23 protein-coding genes and 2 pseudogenes are annotated in these 25,436 nt (G+C 60.7%); 23 read left to right on the forward strand and 2 right to left on the reverse strand.

Annotation, left to right across the window (positions count from 1 at the left end; all coding sequences use genetic code 11):
- Positions 1 to 120 precede the first annotated feature (120 nt).
- Positions 121 to 465: pseudogene (locus LOM8899_RS19625) on the reverse strand (integrase core domain-containing protein); the annotation flags it as partial.
- A gap of 52 nt (positions 466 to 517) precedes the next feature.
- Here LOM8899_RS19625 and LOM8899_RS19630 point away from each other — a divergent pair.
- From LOM8899_RS19630 to LOM8899_RS19640, 3 genes are all read left to right on the forward strand, one after another.
- Complete coding sequence (locus tag LOM8899_RS19630; RefSeq protein WP_093993956.1) at positions 518 to 1,228, forward strand: IS6 family transposase; 711 nt, start codon at positions 518 to 520, stop codon at positions 1,226 to 1,228.
- 43 nt (positions 1,229 to 1,271) lie between these two features.
- Positions 1,272 to 2,627, forward strand: a complete 1,356-nt coding sequence (locus LOM8899_RS19635; protein WP_245820633.1) for a helicase-related protein — start codon at positions 1,272 to 1,274, stop codon at positions 2,625 to 2,627.
- 62 nt (positions 2,628 to 2,689) lie between these two features.
- Positions 2,690 to 3,136 (forward strand): HD domain-containing protein, encoded by a 447-nt coding sequence (locus LOM8899_RS19640; RefSeq protein WP_093993957.1) that lies wholly within the window; start codon positions 2,690 to 2,692, stop codon positions 3,134 to 3,136.
- Positions 3,137 to 3,154: 18 nt separating this feature from the next.
- Here the strand turns inward: LOM8899_RS19640 and LOM8899_RS19645 are convergent, their stop codons facing one another.
- Entirely contained in the window at positions 3,155 to 4,351 is a 1,197-nt protein-coding gene (locus LOM8899_RS19645; RefSeq protein WP_245820634.1) for a helix-turn-helix domain-containing protein, read from the reverse strand.
- Between the two features lie 277 nt (positions 4,352 to 4,628).
- On the opposite strand from LOM8899_RS19645, the gene LOM8899_RS19650 reads away from it, so the two are divergent.
- The 20 genes and pseudogenes from LOM8899_RS19650 to LOM8899_RS19750 all read left to right on the forward strand — a co-directional run bounded on the left by LOM8899_RS19650 (position 4,629) and on the right by LOM8899_RS19750 (position 25,411).
- The gene (locus LOM8899_RS19650) at positions 4,629 to 5,510 is read left to right on the forward strand and encodes a recombinase family protein (RefSeq protein ID WP_093993959.1); all 882 of its coding nucleotides are present in this window, start codon (positions 4,629 to 4,631) and stop codon (positions 5,508 to 5,510) included.
- A gap of 119 nt (positions 5,511 to 5,629) precedes the next feature.
- On the forward strand, positions 5,630 to 6,793 hold the full coding sequence (locus LOM8899_RS19655; RefSeq protein WP_012187061.1) for an ATP-binding protein: 1,164 nt from the start codon (positions 5,630 to 5,632) through the stop codon (positions 6,791 to 6,793).
- A 779-nt stretch (positions 6,794 to 7,572) separates the two neighbouring features.
- Complete coding sequence (locus LOM8899_RS19665; RefSeq protein WP_211096233.1) at positions 7,573 to 8,928, forward strand: ParA family protein; 1,356 nt, start codon at positions 7,573 to 7,575, stop codon at positions 8,926 to 8,928.
- Positions 8,925 to 9,947 carry a ParB N-terminal domain-containing protein gene (locus LOM8899_RS19670; RefSeq protein WP_093993961.1) on the forward strand — a complete coding sequence of 341 codons (1,023 nt, stop codon included), beginning with the start codon at positions 8,925 to 8,927 and terminating at the stop codon, positions 9,945 to 9,947. The genes LOM8899_RS19665 and LOM8899_RS19670 overlap by 4 nt, the downstream gene beginning before the upstream one ends.
- Before the next feature lie 227 nt (positions 9,948 to 10,174).
- Entirely contained in the window at positions 10,175 to 11,455 is a 1,281-nt protein-coding gene (gene repC, locus LOM8899_RS19675) for a plasmid replication protein RepC (RefSeq protein ID WP_093993962.1), read from the forward strand.
- Positions 11,456 to 11,814: 359 nt separating this feature from the next.
- On the forward strand, positions 11,815 to 12,300 hold the full coding sequence (locus LOM8899_RS19680) for a hypothetical protein (protein WP_093993963.1): 486 nt from the start codon (positions 11,815 to 11,817) through the stop codon (positions 12,298 to 12,300).
- Between the two features lie 40 nt (positions 12,301 to 12,340).
- Positions 12,341 to 13,279: an ArdC family protein gene (locus LOM8899_RS19685; protein WP_093993964.1), complete on the forward strand. Its 939-nt coding sequence runs from the start codon at positions 12,341 to 12,343 to the stop codon at positions 13,277 to 13,279.
- Positions 13,280 to 13,302: 23 nt separating this feature from the next.
- Positions 13,303 to 13,512, forward strand: a complete 210-nt coding sequence (locus LOM8899_RS19690; protein WP_093993965.1) for a DUF6330 family protein — start codon at positions 13,303 to 13,305, stop codon at positions 13,510 to 13,512.
- Positions 13,513 to 13,599: 87 nt separating this feature from the next.
- Entirely contained in the window at positions 13,600 to 13,989 is a 390-nt protein-coding gene (locus tag LOM8899_RS19695) for a DUF3768 domain-containing protein (protein WP_093993966.1), read from the forward strand.
- A 158-nt stretch (positions 13,990 to 14,147) separates the two neighbouring features.
- The gene (locus LOM8899_RS19700; RefSeq protein WP_093993967.1) at positions 14,148 to 16,130 is read left to right on the forward strand and encodes a ParB/RepB/Spo0J family partition protein; all 1,983 of its coding nucleotides are present in this window, start codon (positions 14,148 to 14,150) and stop codon (positions 16,128 to 16,130) included.
- Positions 16,131 to 16,202: 72 nt separating this feature from the next.
- Entirely contained in the window at positions 16,203 to 16,796 is a 594-nt protein-coding gene (locus LOM8899_RS19705) for a hypothetical protein (protein WP_037930853.1), read from the forward strand.
- A 102-nt stretch (positions 16,797 to 16,898) separates the two neighbouring features.
- On the forward strand, positions 16,899 to 17,552 hold the full coding sequence (locus LOM8899_RS19710; RefSeq protein WP_093993968.1) for a DUF6927 domain-containing protein: 654 nt from the start codon (positions 16,899 to 16,901) through the stop codon (positions 17,550 to 17,552).
- A 125-nt stretch (positions 17,553 to 17,677) separates the two neighbouring features.
- A complete protein-coding gene (locus tag LOM8899_RS19715; RefSeq protein WP_093993969.1) occupies positions 17,678 to 18,004 on the forward strand; it encodes a type II toxin-antitoxin system PrlF family antitoxin in 327 nt (108 codons plus the stop codon).
- Complete coding sequence (locus LOM8899_RS19720; RefSeq protein WP_093993970.1) at positions 18,001 to 18,519, forward strand: type II toxin-antitoxin system YhaV family toxin; 519 nt, start codon at positions 18,001 to 18,003, stop codon at positions 18,517 to 18,519. The genes LOM8899_RS19715 and LOM8899_RS19720 overlap by 4 nt, the downstream gene beginning before the upstream one ends.
- 147 nt (positions 18,520 to 18,666) lie before the next feature.
- Complete coding sequence (locus tag LOM8899_RS19725; RefSeq protein ID WP_093993971.1) at positions 18,667 to 18,819, forward strand: antitoxin PaaA2 family protein; 153 nt, start codon at positions 18,667 to 18,669, stop codon at positions 18,817 to 18,819.
- Between the two features lie 102 nt (positions 18,820 to 18,921).
- Entirely contained in the window at positions 18,922 to 23,184 is a 4,263-nt protein-coding gene (locus LOM8899_RS19730; protein WP_093993972.1) for a strawberry notch family protein, read from the forward strand.
- 121 nt (positions 23,185 to 23,305) lie between these two features.
- Complete coding sequence (locus tag LOM8899_RS19735; protein ID WP_093993973.1) at positions 23,306 to 23,692, forward strand: DUF6878 family protein; 387 nt, start codon at positions 23,306 to 23,308, stop codon at positions 23,690 to 23,692.
- A gap of 1 nt (position 23,693) precedes the next feature.
- Positions 23,694 to 24,245 carry a DUF6915 family protein gene (locus tag LOM8899_RS19740; protein WP_245820638.1) on the forward strand — a complete coding sequence of 184 codons (552 nt, stop codon included), beginning with the start codon at positions 23,694 to 23,696 and terminating at the stop codon, positions 24,243 to 24,245.
- Between the two features lie 10 nt (positions 24,246 to 24,255).
- Positions 24,256 to 24,558 (forward strand): annotated as a pseudogene (locus LOM8899_RS19745) (hypothetical protein).
- 124 nt (positions 24,559 to 24,682) lie between these two features.
- A complete protein-coding gene (locus LOM8899_RS19750) occupies positions 24,683 to 25,411 on the forward strand; it encodes a DUF736 family protein (RefSeq protein ID WP_093993974.1) in 729 nt (242 codons plus the stop codon).
- Positions 25,412 to 25,436: the final 25 nt, after the last annotated feature.

The raw sequence follows: 25,436 nt of genomic DNA on the forward strand, positions 1-25,436 counted from the left end.
TGCCATAAGTAATCCAACGGACAGGCTGGCTGTCCGTCGTCAGGGTTTTTCGGACTTCCTGGGCCGTTTCGTAACGGAGGCTCTGGTTCGGTTTCTTTTTGAGTTTAGGCGGCGGCGGCTTTTGTGCTGCAATCTACGCTTTCGGATTGTCTGTTTCTTGATCTCCTCTCTCATCTTCAGGATCTTTGCGCCGCGGCCGTGATAGACGTCGGCGGGTGTCAGGTTGGCCAAGCTTTCGTGGTATCGATGGTTGTTGTAGTGGTCGATGAAGGTGCCGATCTGCCGTTCCAGGTCACCGGGCAGGAAGTAGTTTTCTATCAGCACGCGGTTCTTCATCGTCTGGTGCCAGCGTTCGATCTTGCCCTGGGTCTGGGGATGATGCGGCGCACCGCGAACGTGAACCATTCCCTTGGCATCGAGATAGTCGACCAGGTCGGCGGCGACGTAGGACGAGCCATTATGGGACTGTTGCATTAATCGACGTGTTTGTCCAAGTTTTGGCTTTTTGAGGTTAAGCATGCCGGGCAAGTCACTGTTCAAACATCACCGCTTTCCACGTGACATCATCTTGTGCGCTGTGCGGTGGTACCTGCGCTACCCACTGTCCTTTCAGGATGTGGTCGAACTCCCTGCGGAGCGCGATGTCACCTTTGATCGGTCGACCATCCATCGCTGGGTGCAGAAGTTCGGTCCCGAATTGACTAAGCGTACGGAAAAACACTTGCGACGCGCGAGCCTCGACTGGCATGTCGACGAAACCTACATCCGCGTCGGTGGCAAGTGGCGCTATCTCTGGCGTGCCATCGATGCCAATGGCCAGATGGTCGACTTCCGCCCCACCGCGCGACGCGATGGAAAGGCTGCAAGTGCCTTTCTCAACAAGGCTATCGAGCGTGTCCGGCTGCACCGGCCTCTAACGATAGTGACGGACAAGACGCACAGCTATCGACGCGTCATTCGTGAGATCAATCACCATTATGATCCTCACTTTGACAGCATCCGGCATATCGACCGGAAGTGGCAAAACAATCTGATCGAGAGCGATCACTCGGCCATGAAACGGCTGCTCGGATACCGGCAGAGCTTTCGATCCTTGCGATCGGCCAAGGCGACCCTAAGCGGCATCGAGACAATCTGGACCATCAAACGAGGTCACATCTATCACAAGCTACCAAGCGTCAAAGGCGAGATCGAATTAATCCGCGGACTGTTCGAGGATGCCGCATGATCGGTGCTCTGCCTTAGCCGCAAACAGGCCAACTTGAGGAATAATGCAACAGTCCCCTCCTGAAACAGAGGGATTTACGCGCGACTGGCTGCGTCGATTTTGTGCCGCTGAAGCGCTTTCTATCCTGCCGCAGGAGGATCATCGCGTGAAGTGTGCGCGACTCTCGGTCGCCCAAGGGTACGGTTTTGGTCTCGCACACGAATCCGAACCTGTTGAACAGCTGCCGCAGGAAGATGAGTTAGAAGGCCCGCAGTCATTCTGGTTCGATGCCTTCCGTGGCCAGCCTGCGGATATATACACCCATCCTGCGATACTAGCCGCAGTTCGACTTATCGAGTCTTATGCCGAACGAGACAAAAAGGTTCTCGTTTTCGGGCGTTTCATAACTCCGATGAATGCGCTGACCCGGCTACTGGACGCGCGCGAAATGCTCCGGCGACTCAGAGACGGACGGCACTGGCCAGCCTCAAAATTACGGGATGAGAGCGAACCCGCCGTTCTTGCCGCCATGAACGACCCTGATCTCTGTGTGACGACAGGCGGTATCACTTCGATCAACCAGATGCTGACCGACCGATATCGGAAATGGTCCAGTGCGCGCCGCACAGAGCTTGCAAGGCTGCATCGTGAACTCGAAGCCTTGGCACCGCAGGATGATACCGCCGCGCTGTTGGTTGGCTATTTGCGCCAAGATGACGATGGTGAAAAGCTGCAAGGCGATATCGGGGCACTACTGGAGGCGCTTGACGACAGGCGTGAGAGTGCTGACGTACCGTGGTCCGGCGACGAAATGCTGGCGCTGTTCAAAGGGCTGCTGGATGACCTATCAACCGATGAAGAGCAAGAACACGACAGTGTTTTGCAGTCTAGGCTGGCATCGTATCTTCAGGACTTTTCCGGGCGCGAGGGTAATATTGCCAGGATGATGTCTGGCGCAACCCCACCTCAAACACGCCGCTTGCTGCAGTCCGCATTCAACCGCGCCTCCAGCTGGCCAATGGTACTTCTCGCTCAATCCCGTGTTGGGCGAGAGGGGTTAAACCTGCATGAAGCCTGCCGCACTGTAGTCATACTGCATGCAGAATGGAACCCGGGTATTGTTGAACAACAGATCGGTCGCGTGGACCGCAAGGGCAGCCGTTGGCTCCGAGACTTGGAAAATTGGTATGGGCACGCCGAGGGCGACCCACCACGTATACGCATTCATCCTGTCGTTGTCAGCGGGACCTATGATGATCACAACTGGCAGGTCCTGAAGGAGCGGTGGATGGAGCTGCGTGCACAATTACACGGGGAAGTTTTGCCGCATCAGGGAACCCATGCAGCAATTTCCCCAGAACTCGAAGCTCTTAGGAACCGTATCATTGTATCCACGCCAAACTTTGCGCCATGGGAGTGATGTGAAGTTCCAAAAATACCAACCGAATGGTCACGATCATATTCAAACACTAGGAGAAGCTATTGAACCTTCAACGCGCCATTGAAATCGCTGCGGAAGCCCATCGGGGACAAACCGACAAGGCCGGCGCGCCGTATCTGCTACATCCGCTCCGGGTGATGATGTCATTGGAGACCGACGACGAACGGATCGTTGGCGTCCTGCATGACGTGATCGAAGACGGCCCTGGCTGGACATTCAAGCGCCTTGAGGAAGAAGGTTTCTCGCCGACTGTGCTCGACGCTTTACGCCTTGTCACGAAGAGGCCCGAGGATGAAGGCGACAGCGAGGCCGTCTACGTGGCCTTCGTCCGACGCGCCAAGGGCAACAAGATCGCGCGCCGGGCCAAAACGGCAGACATCCTCGACAATCTGAACGCTTCGCGACTGTCGGCGCTGACCGAAAATGACATGCGCCGCATGAACCGCTATCTGGCTGCTCTGAGAGAGCTGCGGGACGCGGAAACCTGAAGGAAAAAAATCCGGAGATCACTGGCGCGCGGCCAGCACATCGAAGAAATCTTCAGCCAGCTGCTCATCATGCCTTTCGGGCATCGAATTTACCTCTGTTGAGCGAAGCTCAACGATCCGCCACATTCGGTATCGTCCCTGCCCCGTAACTTCCCGGATGAGGCCCTGCTCGTCCATCCAGTCGATGTTGCGCTGAACCGTTGACCGATGCGTACCTGTCAGTTTCTCGGCCATTTGTACTGAGACCAGCGGCCAGCTTGTGAAGAGGTTCCGCAGCATCGGCGGCGTCTTGCCCGATAGGGGGGCCATCGTTCGTTCCGCGGCAGCCGCCCAAGCCTCGATCTCCTCGAGCCTGCGCAGGGCTGCGAATGTCGCGCTCTCCATCGCATTCAGCCAGCGCGCTAACCGGGCGGGCGGGTCCCCGATCGCCCGGAAGCCCCCTCCCCCGCCCATGGCGATCGGTGCGAAGATCGCGCCGGGCATGCTCCCTGACGGTGCGAGCTCGGTGATCGCAACACGCGACGCCGTCACCGCGGCCTCGACCGGATCGTCGACCGGCGAGAGCTCCGCGACATGCCAGAGATGAAAACCCATGCAGGCCCGCGCCACGGGGTGGAGGTCGTCGGCCTGACCCATCATCGCGAGCCATCCGGCAGCCCGGTCCTCGAAAGCTTCGGGCTCTGCCATTTCGAGCAAGCGCGAGGGAGCTTTGGCCTCTTCGAAACGCTCTCCCTGCCCAGGACGTTGGCATCGATCAAGGAAGGTTTCGAGATCGCCCACACACGACCGAACTGTCAGCGGCGCGGGTCCACCGGTCAGCCGACGCACGGTCCAGCCGATCCGGTACAAGGCCTGCGCATCATCCGTTGCGGTCGAAACCCGCAGCGCCATGTAAAGGGAAAGCCGGTCGAGGCCGATCCGGTCCTGCGTGAGCCAGCTGAGATCCGATGCCTCGATCAGGGCGAGCCGCTGCCGCCAGCCTGCCGGGCCCCGACGCAGGCGTTCATCGAGGATACCCAACCGGGCCGAGACGCGAGCAAGCTGCGCCGCCTGCCCGGCCTCGGCCGCGCGCCAAGCATCGACGACATCGGATTCCTTCGCCTCAGGTGTAGGTCCGGGAGGCAGGTAATCCGGTTCGTCCTCGATCGGCCCGGGCAGGAACCAGAGGTCGACTTCATCCTTGCCCTCGGACGCCTCCAAGTCTTCGAGAGTCATCTCGTCATAGTCCATGTTTGTCGGGCGCAATCGGCTCATGCGCGCATTATAAAGCTATTTTGCGCGCTTGACGATGGAGTTTGAGGGGCTGCGTTTTTCTCTACTATAGAGGCGCCCGAGGCCCCTGTCTTCTCAAGAACGCTGGAGCGCCTCTCGCGGGCTTCAGCCCATAGATACAAGGCTTCCCGAACTCTGCGCGACGAGGGAAACGCCCCTTGCGCGCGTTCACAAACGGTCGTTTAGTAGCGATACATTAAACTGCAAACGGCCCGTTTTCATGCCGCTGATAGGCTACGCCCGTGTTTCCACAGAGGATCAAACCCCCCTGCCCCAGTCTGAGGCCCTGCAAATTGAGGGTTGCGTCGAGATCTTTGAAGAGCACGCCTCGGGCGGCAATCGTGCGCGGCCGGTGCTTGCCCGCTTGCTGGAGCGCATTAGCAAGGGCGACACGCTGGTTGTCGTTCGGATCGACCGGCTGGCGCGGTCTCTCTCACATCTGCTGGAGGTGATCGAACGGCTGGAGGCCAAGGGGGCGTTCTTTCGGTCCATTCAGGACCCGATCGACACCGGATCCCCGCAAGGCAAGTTCACGCTTCAGGTTCTGGGCGCCGCGGCCGAGTTTGAGCGGGCGCTGATCCGCGAACGTACCAAGGCGGGGCTGGCGAGTGCCCGTACTAAGGGCCGGGTCGGCGGGAACCCGGGCTTACGCGCCCGCGATCCAGCGGCGCTACGCAAGGTGCGGCTCGCGCGGCAAGACGGCTACATGGAGCGGCTGAACGAGACGGCTCAAGACTGGGTGCCCCAAGTGCGCCGGTTGCGCCCCGACTTGGCCTGGGAAGACGTTGTGCGCATCATCAACGGCCCCCTGCCCGAGGCGCGTCGCTGGACCCAAAGCCGTCTCTTGCGCGCTGTGAAGGCCTATGTCCGCGACGGCTTCCTGCCTACCGAGGTGCTGGCCCGCGCCGGGCGCCGCGAAACGGACGATCGCCTGCCCGCCATTATTGCTGGCATCAAGGGCGCCGATCCCGACATTACGCTTCAGGCCATCTGCGCCCGCTTGGAGAACATGCGTGAGCGCACACCCCGCGGCCGGACAAGCTGGCAGCCATCATCAGTGAAGATGTTGCTGGAGCGGGCGAAGCGGCTTGGGATGTTATGAGTGAGTTTTGACGCTAAGCCTGTTCGTCACATCAGGCGACATCTCCAATTGAGTGGCAACTTTACCCGCTAAGCAGTTTATCCTTGCAAATCTTCCATCGTGCGGAGTAATTGCAAGGTATGTATAAGCGCCAAACTCATCACTTTGTGCAATCCGCGCTCGAGAGCCAAGCTGCTGTTGTCCTCCTCGGCCCCCGGCAAGTTGGGAAAACCACGCTCGCTCTAGACATCGCTTCGGAGCAACCATCGGTATACCTTGATCTAGAACGAGATGCGGACAGGCAGATCCTGACCGAACCGGATCTATATCTGGATGAACAGGCGGGAAAACTCGTCATCCTCGATGAGGTGCAGCAGATGCCTGGCCTCTTCAAGAGCCTGCGTGGTCAGATCGACCAGCGCAGGCGGGCCGGTTTTCGAGCGGGCCAGTTTCTGCTCTTGGGATCAGCCTCCAACGTCCTACTCCAACAGTCGGCAGAATCCCTTGCTGGACGTGTCAGGTATATCGAAATGCCCCCTCTACAGCTTACCGAGGTGGGGGCTGATCAGTTGAATGCGCTCTGGCTGCGTGGTGGCTTTCCTGACAGCTTCATGGCTTCAAGCGATCAAGCCAGCATGGATTGGCGTCTGGATTTTCTGCGTACATATCTGGAACGTGACATCCCTGCCCTCGGACCGCGTATTCCAGCCGCAACCTTGCGGCGCTTCTGGACAATGCTTGCGCATGTGCAAGGTGGTCTATTGAACGCTGCAGCCCTCGCCGAGGGGCTGGGCGTCTCCGGCCAAACGATTGGACGCTACCTCGATCTGCTCGTTGATCTCATGCTGGTGCGGCGACTGCAGCCCTGGCATGAGAATGTCGGCAAGCGTTTGGTGAAATCGCCAAAGGTTTATGTCCGCGACAGCGGGGTCGTGCATGCCCTGTTAAGCATTGGGACAATCGAGGGCTTGCTCGGGCACCCCGTCGTTGGCGGCAGTTGGGAGGGGTTCTGTATCGAGGCCCTTCTTGCCGCTGCACCAACCGGCACTGAACCCTTCTTCTATCGCACTTCTGCCGGTGCTGAACTTGACTTGGTCCTTCGCCTGCCTGGGGGCGACATCTGGGCCGTTGAGATCAAGCGCACGACTGCGCCAAAGGTCTCGCGCGGGTTCTATGTGGGCGCGGAAGACATCAAGGCCAGCCGGAAGCTGTTGATCTACGCCGGAGAGCATGACGTCCCCGTGGCCGAAGGCGTTCGTGCAATGCCTCTTGAGCAAGGGATCGGGCTGTTGAGAGCACTATAGCGCAACGCTTGTTGCGCGCGTGCACGAGAGTAAGGGGTCTACTTGTTTTGTTCAGTTTTAAGGACGCCGCGCATTTCCCTGTGGCATTTCTTCCGGTCCCCGCAGGTCTCCCGGTGCGTACCGGTTGCATGGAATGCACATCGGAGCGGCCGCCCCGTCTACAACGGCTGTGGCCCATCTTCCTCCCCTACCCTTCTATGCGGCGCTTCGCATCCAGCGTGGTCAGGCCTTGGTCAACCGCGCAGCTACCCTTCGGGCTGCATCAGTTTCACAAGCGCCGACAACGAAACCGCCAAAGGCTTCGGCTCAATCTCCATCTTGACCTCCGACCTGGAAATTACCATCGAACCCGTCGCGAGGTCGAACAGGACGGCCTTCGCGCAACGCGTCGCCGGACGCTCCCCGTGAGGCAAGCTGACCGAGTGCGGCGGCATCTAGAAGATTCAGAAAGGGGAGACCGGCGCTGGCTACTTCACGGTGAGCATCTGTGATCACGGCTTCAACGCAAACATGGGCAAAGCCACCAACTAGGACGGTCATCTCCTGGGGTCCGAAAGACGCGGCGTGAAACATGCATGGTTGATCGACTTCGCTCTGGTCAGCCGACTTAAACTCCAATCTTGAACGCGTTCAAGATTGGAGTTTCTGGAGCCACTGAGCCTCAAAATAAGCGCCTGAAACCGATAGGCGCGTGGTATCTTTATCTTTTGCTCAGAACCATGCTACCATCGGAACAGAATCGAGTCGAACTCGGACCCAACCGAAGTCAGGGCTTATAAATGAGCGGTAGTTTAGAGCAGTTTTTGACGGATCTGTCACGTGGGCTTGAGCGCACGATGGTGGCAGTGAACAAGGAACTCACCTTGCGTCAGCGCATCAAGCGAACCTGGTCCATGCGCCAGTGCGCTAGGTTTCTCAATGTGAGTATTCAGTATCTGACCAAGTTCGCCAATTCGAGCGATGACTTTCCCGCAGGAGAATATGTTGGAAGAGAGCGTGTTTTCACGCTTTCAGAATTGATGCACATGCGGGCCCTTCTGGCAGCCTCGGCAAAGCGGCCGTACGACTACCTGGCCTGGCGGAAGCCTGACGCACCTTTGCCCGTCATCTCGTTTGCAAGCCAGAAAGGCGGCACCGCCAAAAGTCTGAGCGCTGCGCATTTTGCCCAGTATCTCAGCTTGCACTACGGCATGCGTGTCGGTGTCATGGATGCTGACCCGCAAAGTACAATAACGCTCTACTTCGTCGGGGGAGAGGGCCTTCCCCAAATGCCCGACGAAAACACCGCCTCCATGGTGGACTTTGCTGGACTCTTTCAGTCGGAAGACGCGCCATATACCGACCACGATGCGCAAACGCTCGACAGCTTCCTTCTCAAGACCTCCTGGCCAGGCCTGCGCCTGCTTCCAGCTCACGGCGAAACATCCGAGGGTGAGATCCAGATTGCGCGGCTTGTCCGCGAAGCCCCCGCAGGGAAGAGCTTTTACCGCTACCTACGCGATGCCATCGACCGCTGGAAAGCGGGCCACCCACCGAAAACGTTACCCAACGAATTGGTAGTCGACGGCAAGGTCGACCAGGAGCGGCTCGACACCGCACTAACGGAGACGCTGGATGTCATCATCATCGACTATCAACCCGCGCTCACACTGTTCCAGTTGAATAACGTGATTGCGTCGACTTCGCTGGTCATACCGCAAACCATGAAGGGGTTTGACATCGCGACGTTGTCGACCTTTGTGACTGGCCTGCTTGGGATGCTTCAGCACATCCTGGCCCATGAAAGGATCGAGATCGGAACCGGTGCGAACATGCTGTTGCCAACGATCGTTCAACGGTCCAATGCCCAGGATCTTAACCACATCGGAAACCTGTTAGAACATTGCCCCACGGAGATTCTGCCCGTGTTTTATCTGCGTTCCGACGCGATCTCGAACGCGTCGGACGTCTATCAGTCCGTATACGAATACGAGCCGGACACGCCAGGAAAGCGCAAGGGGATCAACCGGTTCATCACGAATGCCGATGCCGTGAACGACGCCATAATATCGCGACTCTGGCCAGGACTCGAACGTGGCTACGCCAATACTTGGATGGACGAATTCTATGAAGATGACGGCGAGGGTGAAGCATGAAACGCAGTATTCCAAGGTCGCTGGTCACCAAGGCTACCAATCTCGATACAAACAAGGAACGTGCTAGCGGTTCCGAAGGCAGGACAGAATCGAGTGATGCTGTTTCGACTCCTTTCAAGGGAGCCGGCAGTGCCTGGAAATCAGGAGCGCTTGCGCAGTCGCAAGCTGCAGTAGAGCGAAGCAGAGCAGAGCTCTGTTTGGATATCCTCAACGGTCGCCACGAGATAAGCCTGTCGCCAGATCAAATCTCCGATCCGATGGGAACCGACCGCCGACAAGACTGGATGTCCCAGGAAGCCTTCAGGTCTTTGGTAAACAGCATCGCATCGAACGGGCAGGACACGCCCATTCTAGTGTGGCCGGAGGATCCGGATTGGCAGCCGGATCCGTTGGACCCGTCGAATATCGCGGGGGTTCCATTCGTGATGCTGACAGGACGCCGCCGACTGGCCGCCGCGTCAGAGCTCGGTGTACCCCTTCGTGCAATCCTTGCCCCGCCTGACGCGCGAAACGCTGAGAACAGCAAGTTTGAGATGTTGTTTCTGCGGTTTCGCGAGAATGAGGAGCGCGAGAATCTCAGCCCTTTTGAGCGATTGGTTTCGATTGGTGAAATGTATGAGACGCTGGCTTCTGGCGAAGAGAAACTGACAGCTGTGGCCTTCGCCAAGAAAATTGGTGTGCATGAGAGCCTAGTCTCGCGAGCACGGTCCGTTTTCGCTGCGCAGGATCAAATCTTGAACACGTTCAAGAACGTCTACGACATGAGCTTTCGCGATTTACAGGGTGCCTTAGCGAGCTTGGAGAGAACGAACAAAGCCAAGCCAAAACCAAAGACAAAGCCCCAAAAACTCACCGTAAAGCGCAAGGTGGGCAACCGAAATCTTTCGGTCACTTCCGTCGATGGAAACCTATCAATCAAGGTTGCAGGAGTGCCGATTGACCAAGAGCGTCTCGAAAAGCTTGGAGACTTAGTCGCAAGCTATTTGAACGTCGAAGACACGGAGAAGGACACCGACTGAAGACAGCGTTGGTGAGATGTTCTTCGGAACGATGAGGCAAGGAGCAAAAAAGGAACGACAAGTGAATTAACGGCAAAAGAAAAGCCCCCAAGCGGTGTGGCCTGAGAGCTGATCTTAATGGTTTGGTCGCCTTCAAGATAAGTCTCACAGGATTCACTGTCAACGACGAACGCTTCTGAGCGAACGGCTTTCTTTTGCCTCCACATAACCGGAGGTGAGATACAAGCATGAAACATACAGGTTGGCGCAAGCCGACACCGGGTCTTGGGGTTGCTGAGCAGCTTGCCCAAGCCGGTGAACAGGTAGCAGTACCTAAAACACGAGCATTTGTCGCGCTCAAACGCGTTGGGGCCCATATCGGCCTGAAGGCTGGCGACATGATGCTCCTCGATACCCTGGGGGCCTTCACTCAGGCTCAGGACTGGGAGGAGGGGCAGCGCCCAATAGTCTGGGCCTCGAACGCCTATCTGATGGAGCAAACCGGCTTCTCTCTGTCGGCACTCAAGCGTCATGCGCGGCGTCTGGCAGAGATCGGTGTGATCTCTTTCCAGGATAGCCCGAATGGCAAACGGTGGGGCCGCAGAGACGCTGAGGGGCGTATCGTCGAGGCCTACGGCTTCGATCTGTCGCCGCTTTCGGCTCGAGTCGAGGAGTTTGAAGATCTGCAGGCCGAGTTGCAGGCCGAGCGCGAGCTCTGCCAGCGCTTGAAGCGTCAGATCACGGTTGCGCGCCGGATGATCCGCGCGCGGATCGAGGCGGCGGTAAGCGGCGCGTTGCGCGGGCCCTGGACGCAATTCACGGGTCTCTTCGAGGAGCTTCTGGACCGACTTCCGCGCCGCCATCAAGCCTCTGAACAACTGGAGCGACTGCTGGCGTGGTTCAAGGAACTTCAGGAACGAGTCGAGGCGGCCTATCTCAAGGCGACTGGTGCGATAAACCCTGTGGAAAACACCGGCAAAAATGACGCCCAAGTTGTGAAGAAGACTCAAGAAATGAACCCCAGGGAGGTCATTTCTGAACCTCATATACTAATTACAAATCAACTTATTCCTGTAATTGGTAATTCCTCTGAAAAAGAGGAAGCGGCGGATGTCGTGCCCAATGCACGACCCGAGGAGCGGGTTGATGGGGAACTGGAAGACTGGGTTGCAGAGGTGCGCAAGAAGCGAACCGCGCTTGACCTGCCAACAATCATGCAGGCCTGTCCAGAGTTCGCGTTCTGGGCGCGTAATATGGGCGGTTTCCTGAAGGATTGGGACGATCTACATCGGGTTGCCGGGCAACTCAGGCCGATGATCGGGATTTCGGAGCATGCTTGGAACGTGGCGCAGGACCGAATGGGAACTCAGGTTGCCACGGCCGCGTTTGCGCTTGTTTTCGAGAAGCACAGCTCGGGCGAGGTTGCCTCGCCTGGCGGATATCTGCGCGGCATGGTCGAGAAATCTGTGGCAGGGGAGCTGCATCTTGAGCGCAGCTTTTATGGCAGGCTCAACGGGCAGGCCGCATGATCGGGCAAGATTGAGAAATACCACGCGTTCGCAGCTTTAAGCAGGCCTGTAGAGATATTCTCTGCCGATCTGGAGGATCGTATAACTATATGATGTATATAAATAATATCGAACCTTATGCGAGATACTGCCGATGCTCATTGCCGATCTTTCATCCCCAACTGGCTCTGCTGATCCAAATTAAGAGCTTCGGTAGACGTGCCGGCATTGTGTCCTGTGGTGAGGACTCAATGGTTTTGCCAAGAACCGAGTCCTTACCCGTAGAAAGTAAAAGTGTTCTTCGGGTTTTGTGACTGACGGATGAGGGCCTTTGGGGTCCCTCAGATGGGTCCGGGCCGGGTTCCGGTCTGCCGTTCCTGATGAAGGGCATTCCCATGCAAACAGGTGTCTTGCGCGTGCTCCGCGCAACCGCAGCCTCTTGGTGGCGGCATAGAGAGCTGCGCGGAACTGGCCAGACGGCGCTGGCACAACGGCTCGAACGCCAGATCGTCCTGCGTGATCTCGGCTATCTGAAGCAGGCGGCGTCATTGCCAAACGCGCATGTGATCTGCGGGGAGGGTGGGACGTTCCTCCATCTCGGCTGGACCACCGTCTCGAGTTTCGCGCCGATCGAGCGCTTTCCGTTGGCCGCTCTTGCGGTCGCACGAGGGACGCCCTTCATCGATCTCCGACCCGTCACCGATGTCATCGCCTTTGCGAACCTGCCGCGGGTGGCGCAGGACGGATCTGTCGACCCTGACCCTTGCGGTCCTGGCAGGTCCGTCTCGCTGACCACCTACATCGACATGGTCGTAAAGCTCGGTGCCAGCATCACCAACGATCCGCGGCCCCGTCGGTCAATCTGATCCCCATTCCCCTTCACCAAAACTCGAAAGGACGCCAGCCATGGCCCGATCCCGCACGCCCAAATTCGATGCTTCCGAGGTCATCACAAACGAAATCATCCGCATCATCGAGCGCGGCGTCCTGCCGTGGCGCAAACCCTGGACGGCAGGTGGCAGCTCGCGTCCTCTGCGCGTTGGAGGAGAGCCGTACCAGGGCGTTAACAACTTCCTGCTCACCATGCGAACGGTAATGGCGGGCCATAGCTCGCCTTTCTGGATGACGCTTCCGCAGGCCAATGCTTTGGATGCAAAGGTGCGTAAAGGCGAAAAATCCTCTGTCGTTGTCTACTACGGTCAAAGCCGGAAAGACGCCGGCGATGAGGATGAGCACAGGGAGAACGATGATCTTTCCGAGGAGGCCCGCATCTTCCGCTTCCAGAAATCCTACCGCGTGTTCAATGCCTGCCAGATCGAGGGCCTGCCCGACAGTTTCTTCCCAGATCCGGAGCCGGCACCCGAACATCCGCCGTCCGAGCCCATCCCCCACATGCAGACGTTTTTCGACGCCATCGACATCACGACCGTTTTCACGGGGACGGAAGCATACTACCTGCCGCCCGTGGACAAGGTGTTCATGCCGTCGATCGCGCGTTTCGAGAACCCGCGGAATTTCTACGGGGTCTGGGCGCATGAGCTCGCCCATGCCACCAAGGCGCGCCATCGGCTGAACCGCGACTACGGCCTCTCGCGCTTCGGCAACACGGCCTATGCCCGTGAGGAGATCGTCGCCGAGCTGACCTCGGTGTTCCTTGGCCAGACGCTCGGCTTTACGGCCCATACGCTCGAGATGAATGCCGCTTACCTCTACAATTGGCTGCGCGTTCTGCGCTCGGACAAGGGCGCCATCTTCAAGCACGCCGCTGACGCGCAGCGCGCCTGCGACTACCTGATCGCACGGTCGGAGGCGGGGAGGGCAGGGGCGGACGCCGAGGCCGCCTGACCACAGGGAGAACGGAGACGCCCATGTCACGCAAGGAACCCAAGACGCTGCGAGTGGCCTGCTCTGAAGGTGGCCGCCGCAAGATTATCACCTTCAAGCGCAGTGCCTATTGGTGGAGCGCGTCCGAGGGTGCCTATCCACTCTCGGCAGCGCTCGAGACCATCAAGGAACAGGGTGGCTGGGTCGAGACCATCCCCAACCCGAATTACCGACCCAAAGGGCTGTTAGGGTAGGGCGCCTTCGGCCTCGATTCATCCGCCGGGCGGAAAAGGAAAAGCGGGCTTCGGGAAGGGTGTTTCAACTTCTCAAAGGACAGCCCCATGACCAGCACCGCTCAATCCCAGACAGACAGCCCTGATCCGAGTGTGATCGCGGCGCAGAACGACGCGTTTCGCAAGCTCGCATGCCTCGGGGTGCCGCCCGCGCAGCCTATCCAGGGCCGGATGCATGTGACCCGCTCGCTTATGGAGGCCGGTGACGGCTTCATGGCCGAGGCGGTGAAGGCGACCGGCGAGTTTGCCACGTTCGAGCCTGAAAATGACCCAGAAGGCTGGCACGATTTCGGGGCGGTCGAGGTCCGCGGCGAAACCGTGTTCTGGAAAATCGATCTCTATGAAGCAGACTCGGATTTCCGCTACGGGGCTGAGACCCCGGACAATCCTGCCACCACCATGCGCATGCTGACCATCATGCTGGCGCGCGACTGGTAGAAGGGCAGGGGACACCCCCTCCTGACACCCCAGGCGATGAAGGCCCACTGACCCCTCAAAGGGAAAGTGGGCCTTTTGTCGTTGTGATCCCTGAAGCCGGGGATTGGTCACGCGCGTGAGCGCGCGGGCCACACCTCACCCTCCTGGAAGGATATCCCATGACCACAAGCTTTGCTCCCCTTACCGTTGCTATCGGCGATCTCGTCCCGCATCCCGCCAATGTACGCAGCAACGCGCCGGAAACTTATGACCCCGAGAACATCGCGCATCTGAAGGCCAGCATCGCTGTGCTGGGCCTGCTCCAGCCTCTCCTGGTCCAGAAGATCGACGGCAAATATGCTGTCCTCGCCGGTGGCCGGCGCCATGCAGCCCTGAAGGAGCTGGTTGCCGACAAGGCCACCAAGGGGTTCACAGCGAAGACCAAGGTGGACTGCCGCCTTGTCCCTGAGGACTGCGACGTCACCACGGCGCTGTCGCTCGCCGAGAACATCACCCAGGCACCGATGAATGCCATCGACGAGTTCGAGGCTTTCGCCCGGATGATGGAGGTCGACGGCCAGACGCCCGAGACCATCGCAAAGACCTTCGGCACCACGGTGGCGGCCGTGAAAGGCCGGTTGCGCTATGGCCTGATCCACCCCGACATCCGCGCCGCAGCCCGGGGCAAGGTGATCACGCTCGATACGATGAAGGCCTTTGCCGAGCACCCGAGCCAGGAGGCGCAGTGCGAGGTCTTCGAGGCGCTCACCAAGGACGGTGGCTATCTGCAGGCCTATACCGTCCGTCAGGCCCTCAAATCCCGCGGCGTGCAGGTCAGCGACGACATCGGGGCTTTCGTGCGCGAAGACTACGAGGCGCGTGGCGGTGCTGTCGCGGCTGACCTTCTGGAAGAGCATTCCGTGCTTGAGGATGCGGCGCTGGTCGAGACCATTTTGCTCGAGAAGCTCGGTGCCGCCGCCGAAGAGGCTCGCATAAAGCTGGGCTTTGCCTGGGCCGATGCGATGGTCCGCTATGATTACGCGACCATGGCCGACTACGGCCGCGTCTATCCCGGCCCCAACGAGCCGGATGAGGCTGCCCAGAAGCGCATCGATGAGATCACCGCCGAGCTTGAGAAATTGCAGCTCGAGATGGAGAATGAGGGGCTCGAGGACGGTGCCTACAACGCGCTTTACGACCGTGTGGACGCTCTGGAAGAGGAAGCCCGCGACCTGCAGGAGGCCTACAGTGCCGAGGACCTCGCGCGGTCTGGGGTGATCGCGTCGTGGTCGGGCGGGCAGATCACGCTCCATGTGGGCCTCGTGCGCCCCGAGGACACCGTCAAAGAGGAGGGCGCGCGCGGCACCTCGGCCAACCCGACCGGGGAGGAGGCCCCGGACGCCGGCGAAATCACTTATCCAGCCTCACTGGCCGAGGATCTCAAGACCGAGCGAGCCATGGCGCTTGGGGCCGCGATGGCGCTGCATCCGGAAGCCACGCTCGATCTGACGCTCTTCAAGCTGGTCAGTGACGTTCTGGCCAGCGGCATGAGTGTCACGCAGGCGATCAAGATCGATGCCCGCAAGGAATACCGCAGCCATGCCAAGATGGACGAGATCGACGAGACCTCGCTCGAGCAGGTGGCGGCGGCACATGATGCGCTTGATCTGTCCTGGCTCGATGACACCCGCGCGCCCGCCGATCAGTTCGCGGCGTTTCGCGCGCTGGAGGCAGGGGAGAAGGCCAAGCTCGTCGCCTTTGCAACCGCCAGCACCACGCAGTCCTGCTTCGCGCGGGATCGGCAGCGAGACAACCTGATGCATGCGTTCGAGATCGAGATCATGCCCGACATCCGCGCCCACTGGACGCCGAATGCTGCACTCTTCAACCGCTTCAAGAAAGCCTGGCTCCTGAAGATCCTCGGCGAGGATCTGGGCCTGGCCCAAGAGGCGGTGACGCTGGCCTCGTCGAGCAAAAAGGAGATCGTCGCCTTTTGTGACAAGCTTTTCGCCGAGCCCTTCGCCACGCTCACGGACGCGCAGCGCGCTGCCGTGGCCGCCTGGTGCCCGCCGATGATGCAGACGGCCGGTGTCGCCTGTGATGAGGTGGAGCTCACTGCGGACACCCCGGACCCTGACGGCGAGGTCGCGCAAGCGGCCTGAGCCATCATACGACCCGCGCGAGGCATTTCCTGCGCGGGTCGACCCTCCCACACCCAACGGAAAGACATCCCCATGGCTATTCTCAAGTTCTCTGCCTCCGCAGTTGCGGCGCAGATCGCGCATGCGCGCGCCTGCAAAACCTTCCTGCCCAACTGGAACGGGCCCGTGGACAGGCCCGCCCTGATCCTCATCGTCGGCAATGGTGTGCATCTGCGCTCGAACGGCATCGATGGCACGACCACCCGCATCGTCACCACCGAACAGGCCGATCCGTCCTTTGCCTTCGCCGACGGCATGAACCCGTTTCGGGATACCGACTGGATGGCGCAGCGCCGCATGGCGTTCCGCGATCTGACCGGCCAGTTCTACACCGACATCCTGGATGACGTGCAGGTGCTCATCGACCGGGGGCGGGGGGCCATCCGGCTCGCCACCGATGGCCACAGCATCCGCGTCTTCGTGCGCCGGGCTTCGGACTATCTCATCGGCGGGACCTACGAAGTGCCCTCGGGCCTCGGCGGTACCTTCCGTGTCATCCTCAAGGATGCCTGCGACACCTTCGCGATCGTGCAGAACTGCGGCAATTGCGAGGATTTCGACGCCATGCAGTCCTACCGCGTGCCGCTCGATGCGCTGATGGAACTCGATGACCGGAGGGCGGCTTAACGCGCCCTTTCTCAAACAAGCATCGCCAATACCCTGCCGGGCCTGCGGCCCTCTCGGGACATTGGCGACAACAATTTTCCCTACGAGAGAAAGGACTCTGAAATGGGTTGGCTCTTCTACACCGACGGCCGCGTCAAAACCTACGCGGATGAGAAAGCGGAGATTACCAGGCTTTGTACCTTCGAAGGCGACAGGCGCAGAACCGAACTGATCAAGGCCTGCAAGGTCGGCTCCACCTGGTATGCGGCGGCAAGGGTCACCAATCTCGACGGCACCGCTGTCGAAGACGCGACCTATGTGACCGATGTTGATGGCTCCATCACGTTCGGGGCTGTCTTCCTCACCCGATACGATGACGGCTGCTGGGGCTACAAGGACATGGAGGAAAGCGCTGGCCCGAACGCGTCGCGCGCGCCCCTTGGGCTGATCGATCTCCTCTCCGACCTGAAAGACCCGGACAGCTACGCCAAGGACTGGCGTCAGCGCTGCCGGGATTGGGCTGCGATCCCGGACTACGAGGAAGGCGACAAGATCAAGCTCGCAGCACCGGTGACGCTCACCGATGGCAGCACCTGCCAGATCGTCACCGCGACGCACTACAAGAGGGGGCAGCAAAAGCGCCGCTGCTACCGCATCGAGGAAACCGGTGGACTCGTACGGCTTTCGAAAGCCTCGCTTGCGGGCTCGGAGCTGCTCAGCTCCGCGAAGGGTTCTGCTAGCCCGGTGCTGGCGGAGTATCTCGCGGGGCGAAATTAGGTCCTGCGCCGAACCGTTGATCGACCTGCCCGGCGACAGCAGATCCTGCGGCTTGTCTTGACAAGACAATGCAAATGCATTACCTGTCGCGGGTAGCAAAGACCCTTTTCTTTTAGGAGACTGCCATGACAGTCCTCGCACAAGATGTCTCGAAGCTCACGGATCGGTATCAGACGACCGTGCCGGCGGGTGTGCGCAAACAGCTCAAGTTGGGCAAGGGCGACCAGATTCGCTACTGCACCGAGCCGAGTGGCAGGGTCTATATCGAGCCCGTGCGCAGCGACGAGGAAGATCCCGCGCTCGGCGCCTTTCTCGATTTTGTCGAGGCCGATATCAAGGCGCATCCGGATCGCATTCGGGCGTTTGATGGGGCTTTGCATGACCGTCTTGCAGCACTGGTCGGAGAGGTTGAGGTCGATCTCGATGCGCCGCTATCGCCCGAGGATGAATGACCGGCGATAGCGTGCCCGCCAAAGCGCCCCTTGTCGTAAACGGATGGTCGATTTATGCGCATCCGCTCTTTCTGGACCAGCTCGAAGGGCTGATTGAGGAGGTTGAAGCGCGTAAGGCACGCGATCCAAAGACCTGGCGCAAGAAAAACCCGACGAAACGGCTGGCCGCCATCTTCAAGCTGGTGACCGAGGCCATACCGGCGGATCCGGGTGCCGCGGCGTTCCGGCAAGGCAGTACACTCGGCGATCACCGCAAACACTGGTTCCGGGCGAAATTCTTCCAGCAGTATCGGTTGTTCTACCGGTTCAACAGCGATGCGAAGGTCATCGTGGTGGCATGGGTGAACGACGACAAGACCCTGCGCGCCTACGGCAGCAAGACAGATGCTTATGCGACGTTCAAAGGGATGCTGGAAGATGGCAATCCACCTGACAATTTCGACGCGCTCTTGGAAGAAGCTGCGGCGGCGTACAAGCGGTTCGAGACGTCCCTTGAAGCGGCGCCCGATCGGTAGGTGGCCCGGTTAGCTGTGAACCTTACGGCCTTGACGTTTACGGCACCATTGTGGGTGATGTAGCATCAACCCATCGCATAGTCGGAGAAAGCGCAATGGACCCAACGGGTAAGGAACAGCCGCACTTCGGTCTCGAGGAGCATTTCCGTGGCTGCTGAAGCGAATGCTTATGACGCGTGGTTTCGCGTGAAGGTACAGGCCGCGCTTGAGGATGCACGCGGCGGGACTTCACAGGTTCAGGTAATGCAGGCCGCGCAGGACCTGATTGATGCGAAGCGCCAGGGCCAATCCAAGCCCTGAGCACGCTTTGGAAGGTCAGTGTGGCCTGACCCAGTCATCCTGAAAAGTCAAAGCGGGCTTTTTGTCCTTTGGAACTCAGACCCTGATCCAAAGGAAAATCCCATGTCCAAGCCCAATCCGGCAAGCCCGGCTCTCTCAACCTCCGACGGTCATCTCGCCTCTGCGCTGGCGCAAGTCGGCGCGGAGATCGACCACCAGCCCCTACGCAGCTCAGCGCTCGCGCGCATCATGCGCGAGGCGTTTCATGGCAGCGATGCCGGAGGCGCCTGGGACTGGCGGAAGGCCTATGACATGATGCAGGCGGCGGCTGTGCAGGCGCTGCTACGTGGCGACAGCAGTGAGGATGATTACTTCGCCGCAAAACTGCTTGCCTCACGGCTGCTGACGGAAACCCGCCGCTCCGAGCAGCAGATCCGGCTGCAGCAGTTTTCCACGCCACTGCCTTTCGCGGCCATGGCGGTTCGCGCGGCGGCGATCCGCAAGGCCGAGACCGTGCTGGAGCCTTCGGCGGGCACCGGTGCCCTGGCTGCTTTCGCCGCCCGGGCCGGTGCCACGCTTTTGCTCAATGAAATCGACCCCTTTCGCCAGCGCCTCCTGCGCGCGGTCTTCGGCGGCGAGGTGACGGGTCACGACGGCGAGCATATCGACGATCTGCTGCAGACGCCGGTTCTGCCCGGCGTCGTGGTGATGAACCCGCCCTTCGCCTCCTCGGTAGATCGCTCCCACGACAAGCACATCGCCGCCAAGCATCTCATCGCCGCTGCCAAGCGCCTCGCACCCGGTGGGCGGATGGTGGCGATCATGCCGCCGGGATTCACGCCCAAACGCGACGCCGCGCATTGGTCGCGCGCCTGCGGTCTCATGACGCCGCGATTGGCGCTGACGATGCCGGGGCAGGTCTACCGCAAGCTCGGCACTTCTGTCGAAACCCAGCTCATGATCTTCGACAAGGTGCAGGAGGATGGCGAGATGATCCGCGCCGCGGTTCAGGATCTGGAGGAAGCCCTTCCTTTTGTCGACGCTGTGGCCGCAAGCCGGCCTGAGACGCGTCCCGCCCGCCGGGCGGCGACAAACCCTCATGCGCGATCGGTCTGTCCAGTACTTGTCGCGCGCAAGCGCCCAGTTGCCACAGTCGCCGCCTCCAAACCCCGCGCCAATGCTGCCATCCCGCTCAGCTTCACAAGCTTCGATGTCCCGCGCGACAACACGCCCGTCTCGGACATCTATGCGCGCTACCGCCCGCAGCGGATCGAGATCGCGGGTGCGCAAGAACATCCCACGCCCTTGGTCGAAAGCATCGCCATGGCCTCTGTCGCGCCGCCGGTGCCCTCATGTGCCGCCAGTTCGGAATTGCGCCTGCCCGCGCGACTGATCGAGGAAGGACATCTCTCCGAGGCGCAGCTCGAGACCATCATCATGGCGCATGATGTCCATGGGCGCGATCTGCCCGGTCGGTTTACGATTGATGACGACCAAACCAAGCTGACGCGCGCCGATGATGACCCGGATGCACGGGCCTATCGCCTTGGCTATTTCCTCGGCGACGGCACCGGTTGCGGCAAGGGCCGCGAATGCGCGGGCCTCATCCTTGTCAACTGGCTGGCCGGGCGCAGAAAGGCGATCTGGGTCTCCAAATCCGCCACGCTCATCGAGGACGCGATCCGCGACTGGACCGATCTGGGCGGTTCGCCCGCCGACATCCAGCCGCTCTCCAAATGGAAACCGGACCAGCCCATCGCCGTGACCTGTGGCATCCTCTTCGTGACCTACGCCACGCTGCGGTCCGCGGGCAAATGCGGCACCACGCGACTGAGCCAAATCTTCGACTGGATGGGCGAGGGGTTTGAGGGCGTGCTGGCCTTTGACGAGGCCCATGCCATGCAGAACGCCGCAGGCTCCGAGCAGGGCAGGGGGGTCAAACCCTCGCAGCAGGGCCTTGCAGGCCTGCGGCTGCAACTTGCGGCACCACGCGCCCGCGTCTTCTACATCTCGGCCACGGGCGCCACGAGCGTCCACAACCTCGCCTATGCCGCGCGACTGGGGCTCTGGGGGCAGGGCCCCGAATACCCCTTTCCAAGCCGAGAGAGCTTTGTCTCGGCCATGGAGGCGGGCGGCGTGGCGGCCATGGAGGTGGTTGCGCGCGATCTCAAGACGCTCGGGCTCTACACGGCCCGTGCCCTCAGCTTCGATGGCGTGGAATATGACGTGCTCGAACACGCGCTGACCGCGGCCCAGATCGAGATCTACGACGCCTATGCGGGTGCCTTCCGCACCATCCACCACAATCTCGAAGCGGCGCTGACAGCGACTGGCGTCAATGACGCCTCTGGCGAGACCAATGCGTCGGCCGCACGCGCCTCGGCCAAGTCCCGGTTTGAAAGCACCAAGCAGCGCTTCTTCAACCATCTCCTGATGGGCATGAAGGCCCCGAGCATCATCCGCGCCATCGGGGAAGACGTGGCGGCGGGCAAGGCTTGCGTCATCCAGGTCGTCTCGACGGGTGAGAGCCTGCTGAAACGCCGACTTGAGGCGATGGACCCGGAGGATGAACTCGTTGAGGGGGCCTTGACGCCTCGTGACTATGTTCTCGGCTACCTCGAGCAGGCTTTCCCGATCCATGCGCAAAAGTTGGTCGAGATCGACGGCAATATGGTGGCGGAACCTTTGCGGGATGAGACCGGGGCGCTGGTTGTCTCGCGCGAGGCGCTCGCCCTGCGCGACGCGGCCATGATGGAATTGATGACGCTGGCCCCGATCCCCTCGGCGCTGGATCAGATTCTCTGGGCATTGGGGGACGAGGCTGTCGCCGAGGTCACGGGCCGGTCTATCCGGCCTCTCAAAGCCGAGGATGGTCATCTTTTCATCGAGAAGCGCTCCGCCAGCAGCAATTCGTCGGAGACCCAAGCCTTCATGGACGGCGAGAAGGATATCCTGATCTTCTCCGATGCGGGCGGCACGGGCCGGTCCTATCACGCGGCGCAAACGGCGAAGAACCAGAAACGGCGGCGGCACTACCTGCTGGAGCCCGGCTGGCGCGCGGATGCGGCCATCCAGGGGCTGGGCCGCACGCATCGCTCTGCCCAGGTCAGCGCGCCCTTCTTCCGGGTCTGCACCTCGGATGTGCATGGCGAGAAGCGCTTCACCTCGACTATAGCCAAGCGCCTCGACCAGCTGGGGGCCTTGACCAAGGGCCAGCGCGAAACCGGCTCGCAAGGCATGTTCCGCGAGGAGGACAATCTCGAAAGCCCGATCGCGCGGGCCGCACTACGTGGGTATTTCGCCGATCTTGCCGCCGGGCGGGCCGAGGCGATGAGCTACGAGAGCTTCACCGACTGGACGGCCCTGCGGCTGATCGACAAGGACGGGGTGCTCCTTGAAGAGCTGCCGCCGATCCAGCGGTTTCTCAACCGGGTGCTTGCCCTTCCCATCCACATGCAGAACGCGCTCTTTGCCGAGTTCATGCGCCGGATCGCTGATCAGACGGAACGGGCGCGCGCGGCGGGCACGCTCGATCTCGGCGTGGAAACCCTGCGCGGCGAAAAGATCGAACAGGTCTCCACAGAGGATCTCTGGACCTGCCCGAAATCTGGCGCCGTGACGCGGATCATCGGGCTCGAGGTGACGGACCCGGTCCACGTGCTGTCGGCGGATGACGCCATATCGCGCAATCCCGACAAGCTGGCGATGGTTAATCGCGCCTCCGGTCGCGCGGCGCTCATCTCGGCGCGGCCCATGCAGATGTATGATGCGGACATCGTTACGCTGATGCGCAAGTTGGTGCGGCCAAACGGGTCGAGCTATCTCGAAGAGGCGCGGTTCGAGTCCTCGGCCTGGGAAGAGATCAGCAGGCCCGAGTTTGCAGGACTTTGGGATGCCGAGGCTGCATCCCTGCCAAAAACCACCACGACCAAGCTTTACCTGCTGACTGGGCTGCTGCTGCCGATCTGGAAGGACATTCCGACCACCAATGAGCGTATCTACCGCGTCACGCCGGACGGGGCGACCGCCATGATCGGGCGCACGCTGAGTGAGGAAGGGGCGGCCGCGCTGCGCGCCCGCTTCCTCGTCTCCAATCCCCAAACACCGGAGGATATGCTGACCGCCGCCCTCGGCACCACCGTACCTGTGGATCTGGGCCGGGGTCTGACCCTGACCCGTCGCCGGGTCGCAGGCGAGATGCGCCTTGAGTTGGGCGGCGTGGACAGGGGCATGATTGATGGCCTCAAGGCCCTCGGCTGCTTCACCGAGATCATCGCCTTCCAGCTACGGGTGTTCCTGCCGCATGGGGACGGGATCGACACGGGCCGCATTCTGGCCCGGATCGTTGGGCAGGGAACCACCAAAGCGGCAGAACAAGCCGCCTGAAAAGTCAAAGCGGGCTTTGGGTCGGGCGTCGCGGATCGGGATTTGGCCGGTCTGCGCTTTCCGGCCGTGCGCTGACCAATGCCACGCCCGGCCCCCCAAATTCAGATAAGAGGACAGACCCATGACCAATCCCCAGATCGATTATGCCGCAATGGCGGCTCAGTGGCGTGCAGAGCGCGAAACCACCTTGAAGGCAACCCGAGCGGAACTGATCGCGCAATTGCGCGCGCTTGGCATCAGCGAGGTGACTGCCGAATACGAAGGCTATGGCGACTCCGGCAATGTCGAGAATGTGAAGGTTCAGCCTGCAGAGGTCCGACTGCCGGAGGCGCTTGCCACAGAGATTGGCGATTTCGCCTGGTCGCTCGCCTATCACCATCACCCGGGGTTCGAAAATAACGAGGGCGGCTACGGCACGCTGACCTGGGACATAGCACTAGACAGCATCACCCTCGATCACGCGGACCGCTATGTCGAATGTTCGCACAGCTATGTCGAGGGTCTTTGAGATGGCCCATCCGCTTCATCATGCTGAAAGCTCTGCCCGGAAATTCGGCGGGGTGCCGTCTGACTATCAGTCCATACATGACTGGTTCGATGCCTCGAAAGAGCACCTCGCGCTCTTCACGCACCGGGCCTTGCGCCACCATACCCAAGGTCTGTTCGATGCTGAACGTGTCTTCGGCCTGACCCTGACCAATAGCGCGGGTCGGGACATCCCCGTGCGCTGGATCGGCGAGCAGCATGTCCGTGAAGACTGCCAGGGCCGCATCCCGAGCATGGCGGACTGGCTGCGACGGATACAGCCTGAGCCATGGATGGCCAATGGCCACATCGACCGGCATTCCGGCGATGAGCCCTGCGGCGACCCAAGGGTCGCCTGGGCATCTGAAGTCGCCGCCGGAAGAACGGTTCTTGGTCTGAAAGATTGGCTGGCGGCGCAAGCGACGCAAGCCACGCAAGGTGCCTGGCAGCTCTCGGTCGTTTGCCAAACGAATGCTGCATGGAAGCCCGGTCGGACGATCGGGCTTCTTGCGTCGTTTACCCACCATTCTTCGTAAGGAGGTTCGCATGACACTCGATGAAATCAAGGCCGCCGTTGATGCCGGCCAGACCGTACATTGGGCCAATACCGGCTACGTTGTCCACAAGGACCGGCTCGGTCAGTACCTCATCACCTATGTGCCGAATGGTAGCTGCATCGGTCTGACCGACCGGGGCGGGCACGGGTTGAACGGGGAAGAGGCGGAGTTCTTCATCGCGCGATCGGAGGACGGCGCGGAATATCCGGGCGGTCAATCAAGATAACAGGGGCAGGGGAGGGGCTTAGCACCCGGAGGCGCGGGGGCCTTCCCACTCGGACGGCAGCTCTGACCCGTGGGCGGGGCTGAAAGGAAAGCAGGCTTTCTGGTTTGTGATCCCAGGAGGGGTCGAGAAAGCAATCCCGGTTGCGCTGGCAAGGACGTCAGACACCGGCCAATCCAAAAGGAACCATCCCATGTTCGCAGGAACCCTCACCCGCAATGTCGAGACCGCAGCCGCTCAGTACACCGGCATGATCCACTCGGCGCGCTTTGACATCGCCATCCAGTTGGAGGCGCGGGCCAAGATGTCCGAACGCAGCCCGGATTTTGACGTGACAGCAGTCAACAAATCAGGCCGCAAGGTGCGCATCGGCACGGCCTGGAACGAGACCGGCAACACCAGTGGCAATCCCTACATCTCGATGCAGATCGATGTCGGCCTCGGTCCCTTCCGGGTCAACGCGGTGCAGACGAAAGAGGCGCGCGCGGCCCAGAGCGGCGCATTCGAGATCATCCCGCTGGTCTCGAACGGCCTGATGAAATCCGGCTCGATCTCGGGCGAGCTCACCGCTGTGGACGCCGACAACGCCTTCAACGGCTACATCGCCAACATGATGTTCGATCTAGAGTTCATGCTGATCGAGAACGGCTACAAAACCGAGGAGACCCACCCCGACTACCGGATCGAGGTCAGCTCGCCGCGCGGCTACCCGATCCGTGTGGGTTCGGCCTGGATGGCGAAGAGCAACCGGACCGGGAACGACTATGTTTCGCTCCTCATCAACACGCCCGATGGCGACCTGCGCGTCAACGCCGTGCAGAACGAAGAACAGCGCGGCGGGCAGACCTTCTCGATCATCCCGTTCATCGACAGCGGTGAGCAGCCGCAGGACGCGGGCGCGGGGCTCTCCTTGGTCGCCTAGTCGGCGCGCGAGGGTGAGACGATCT

Origin of the sequence: Flavimaricola marinus, assembly GCF_900184895.1 — a bacterium.
Lineage (GTDB): Bacteria > Pseudomonadota > Alphaproteobacteria > Rhodobacterales > Rhodobacteraceae > Flavimaricola > Flavimaricola marinus.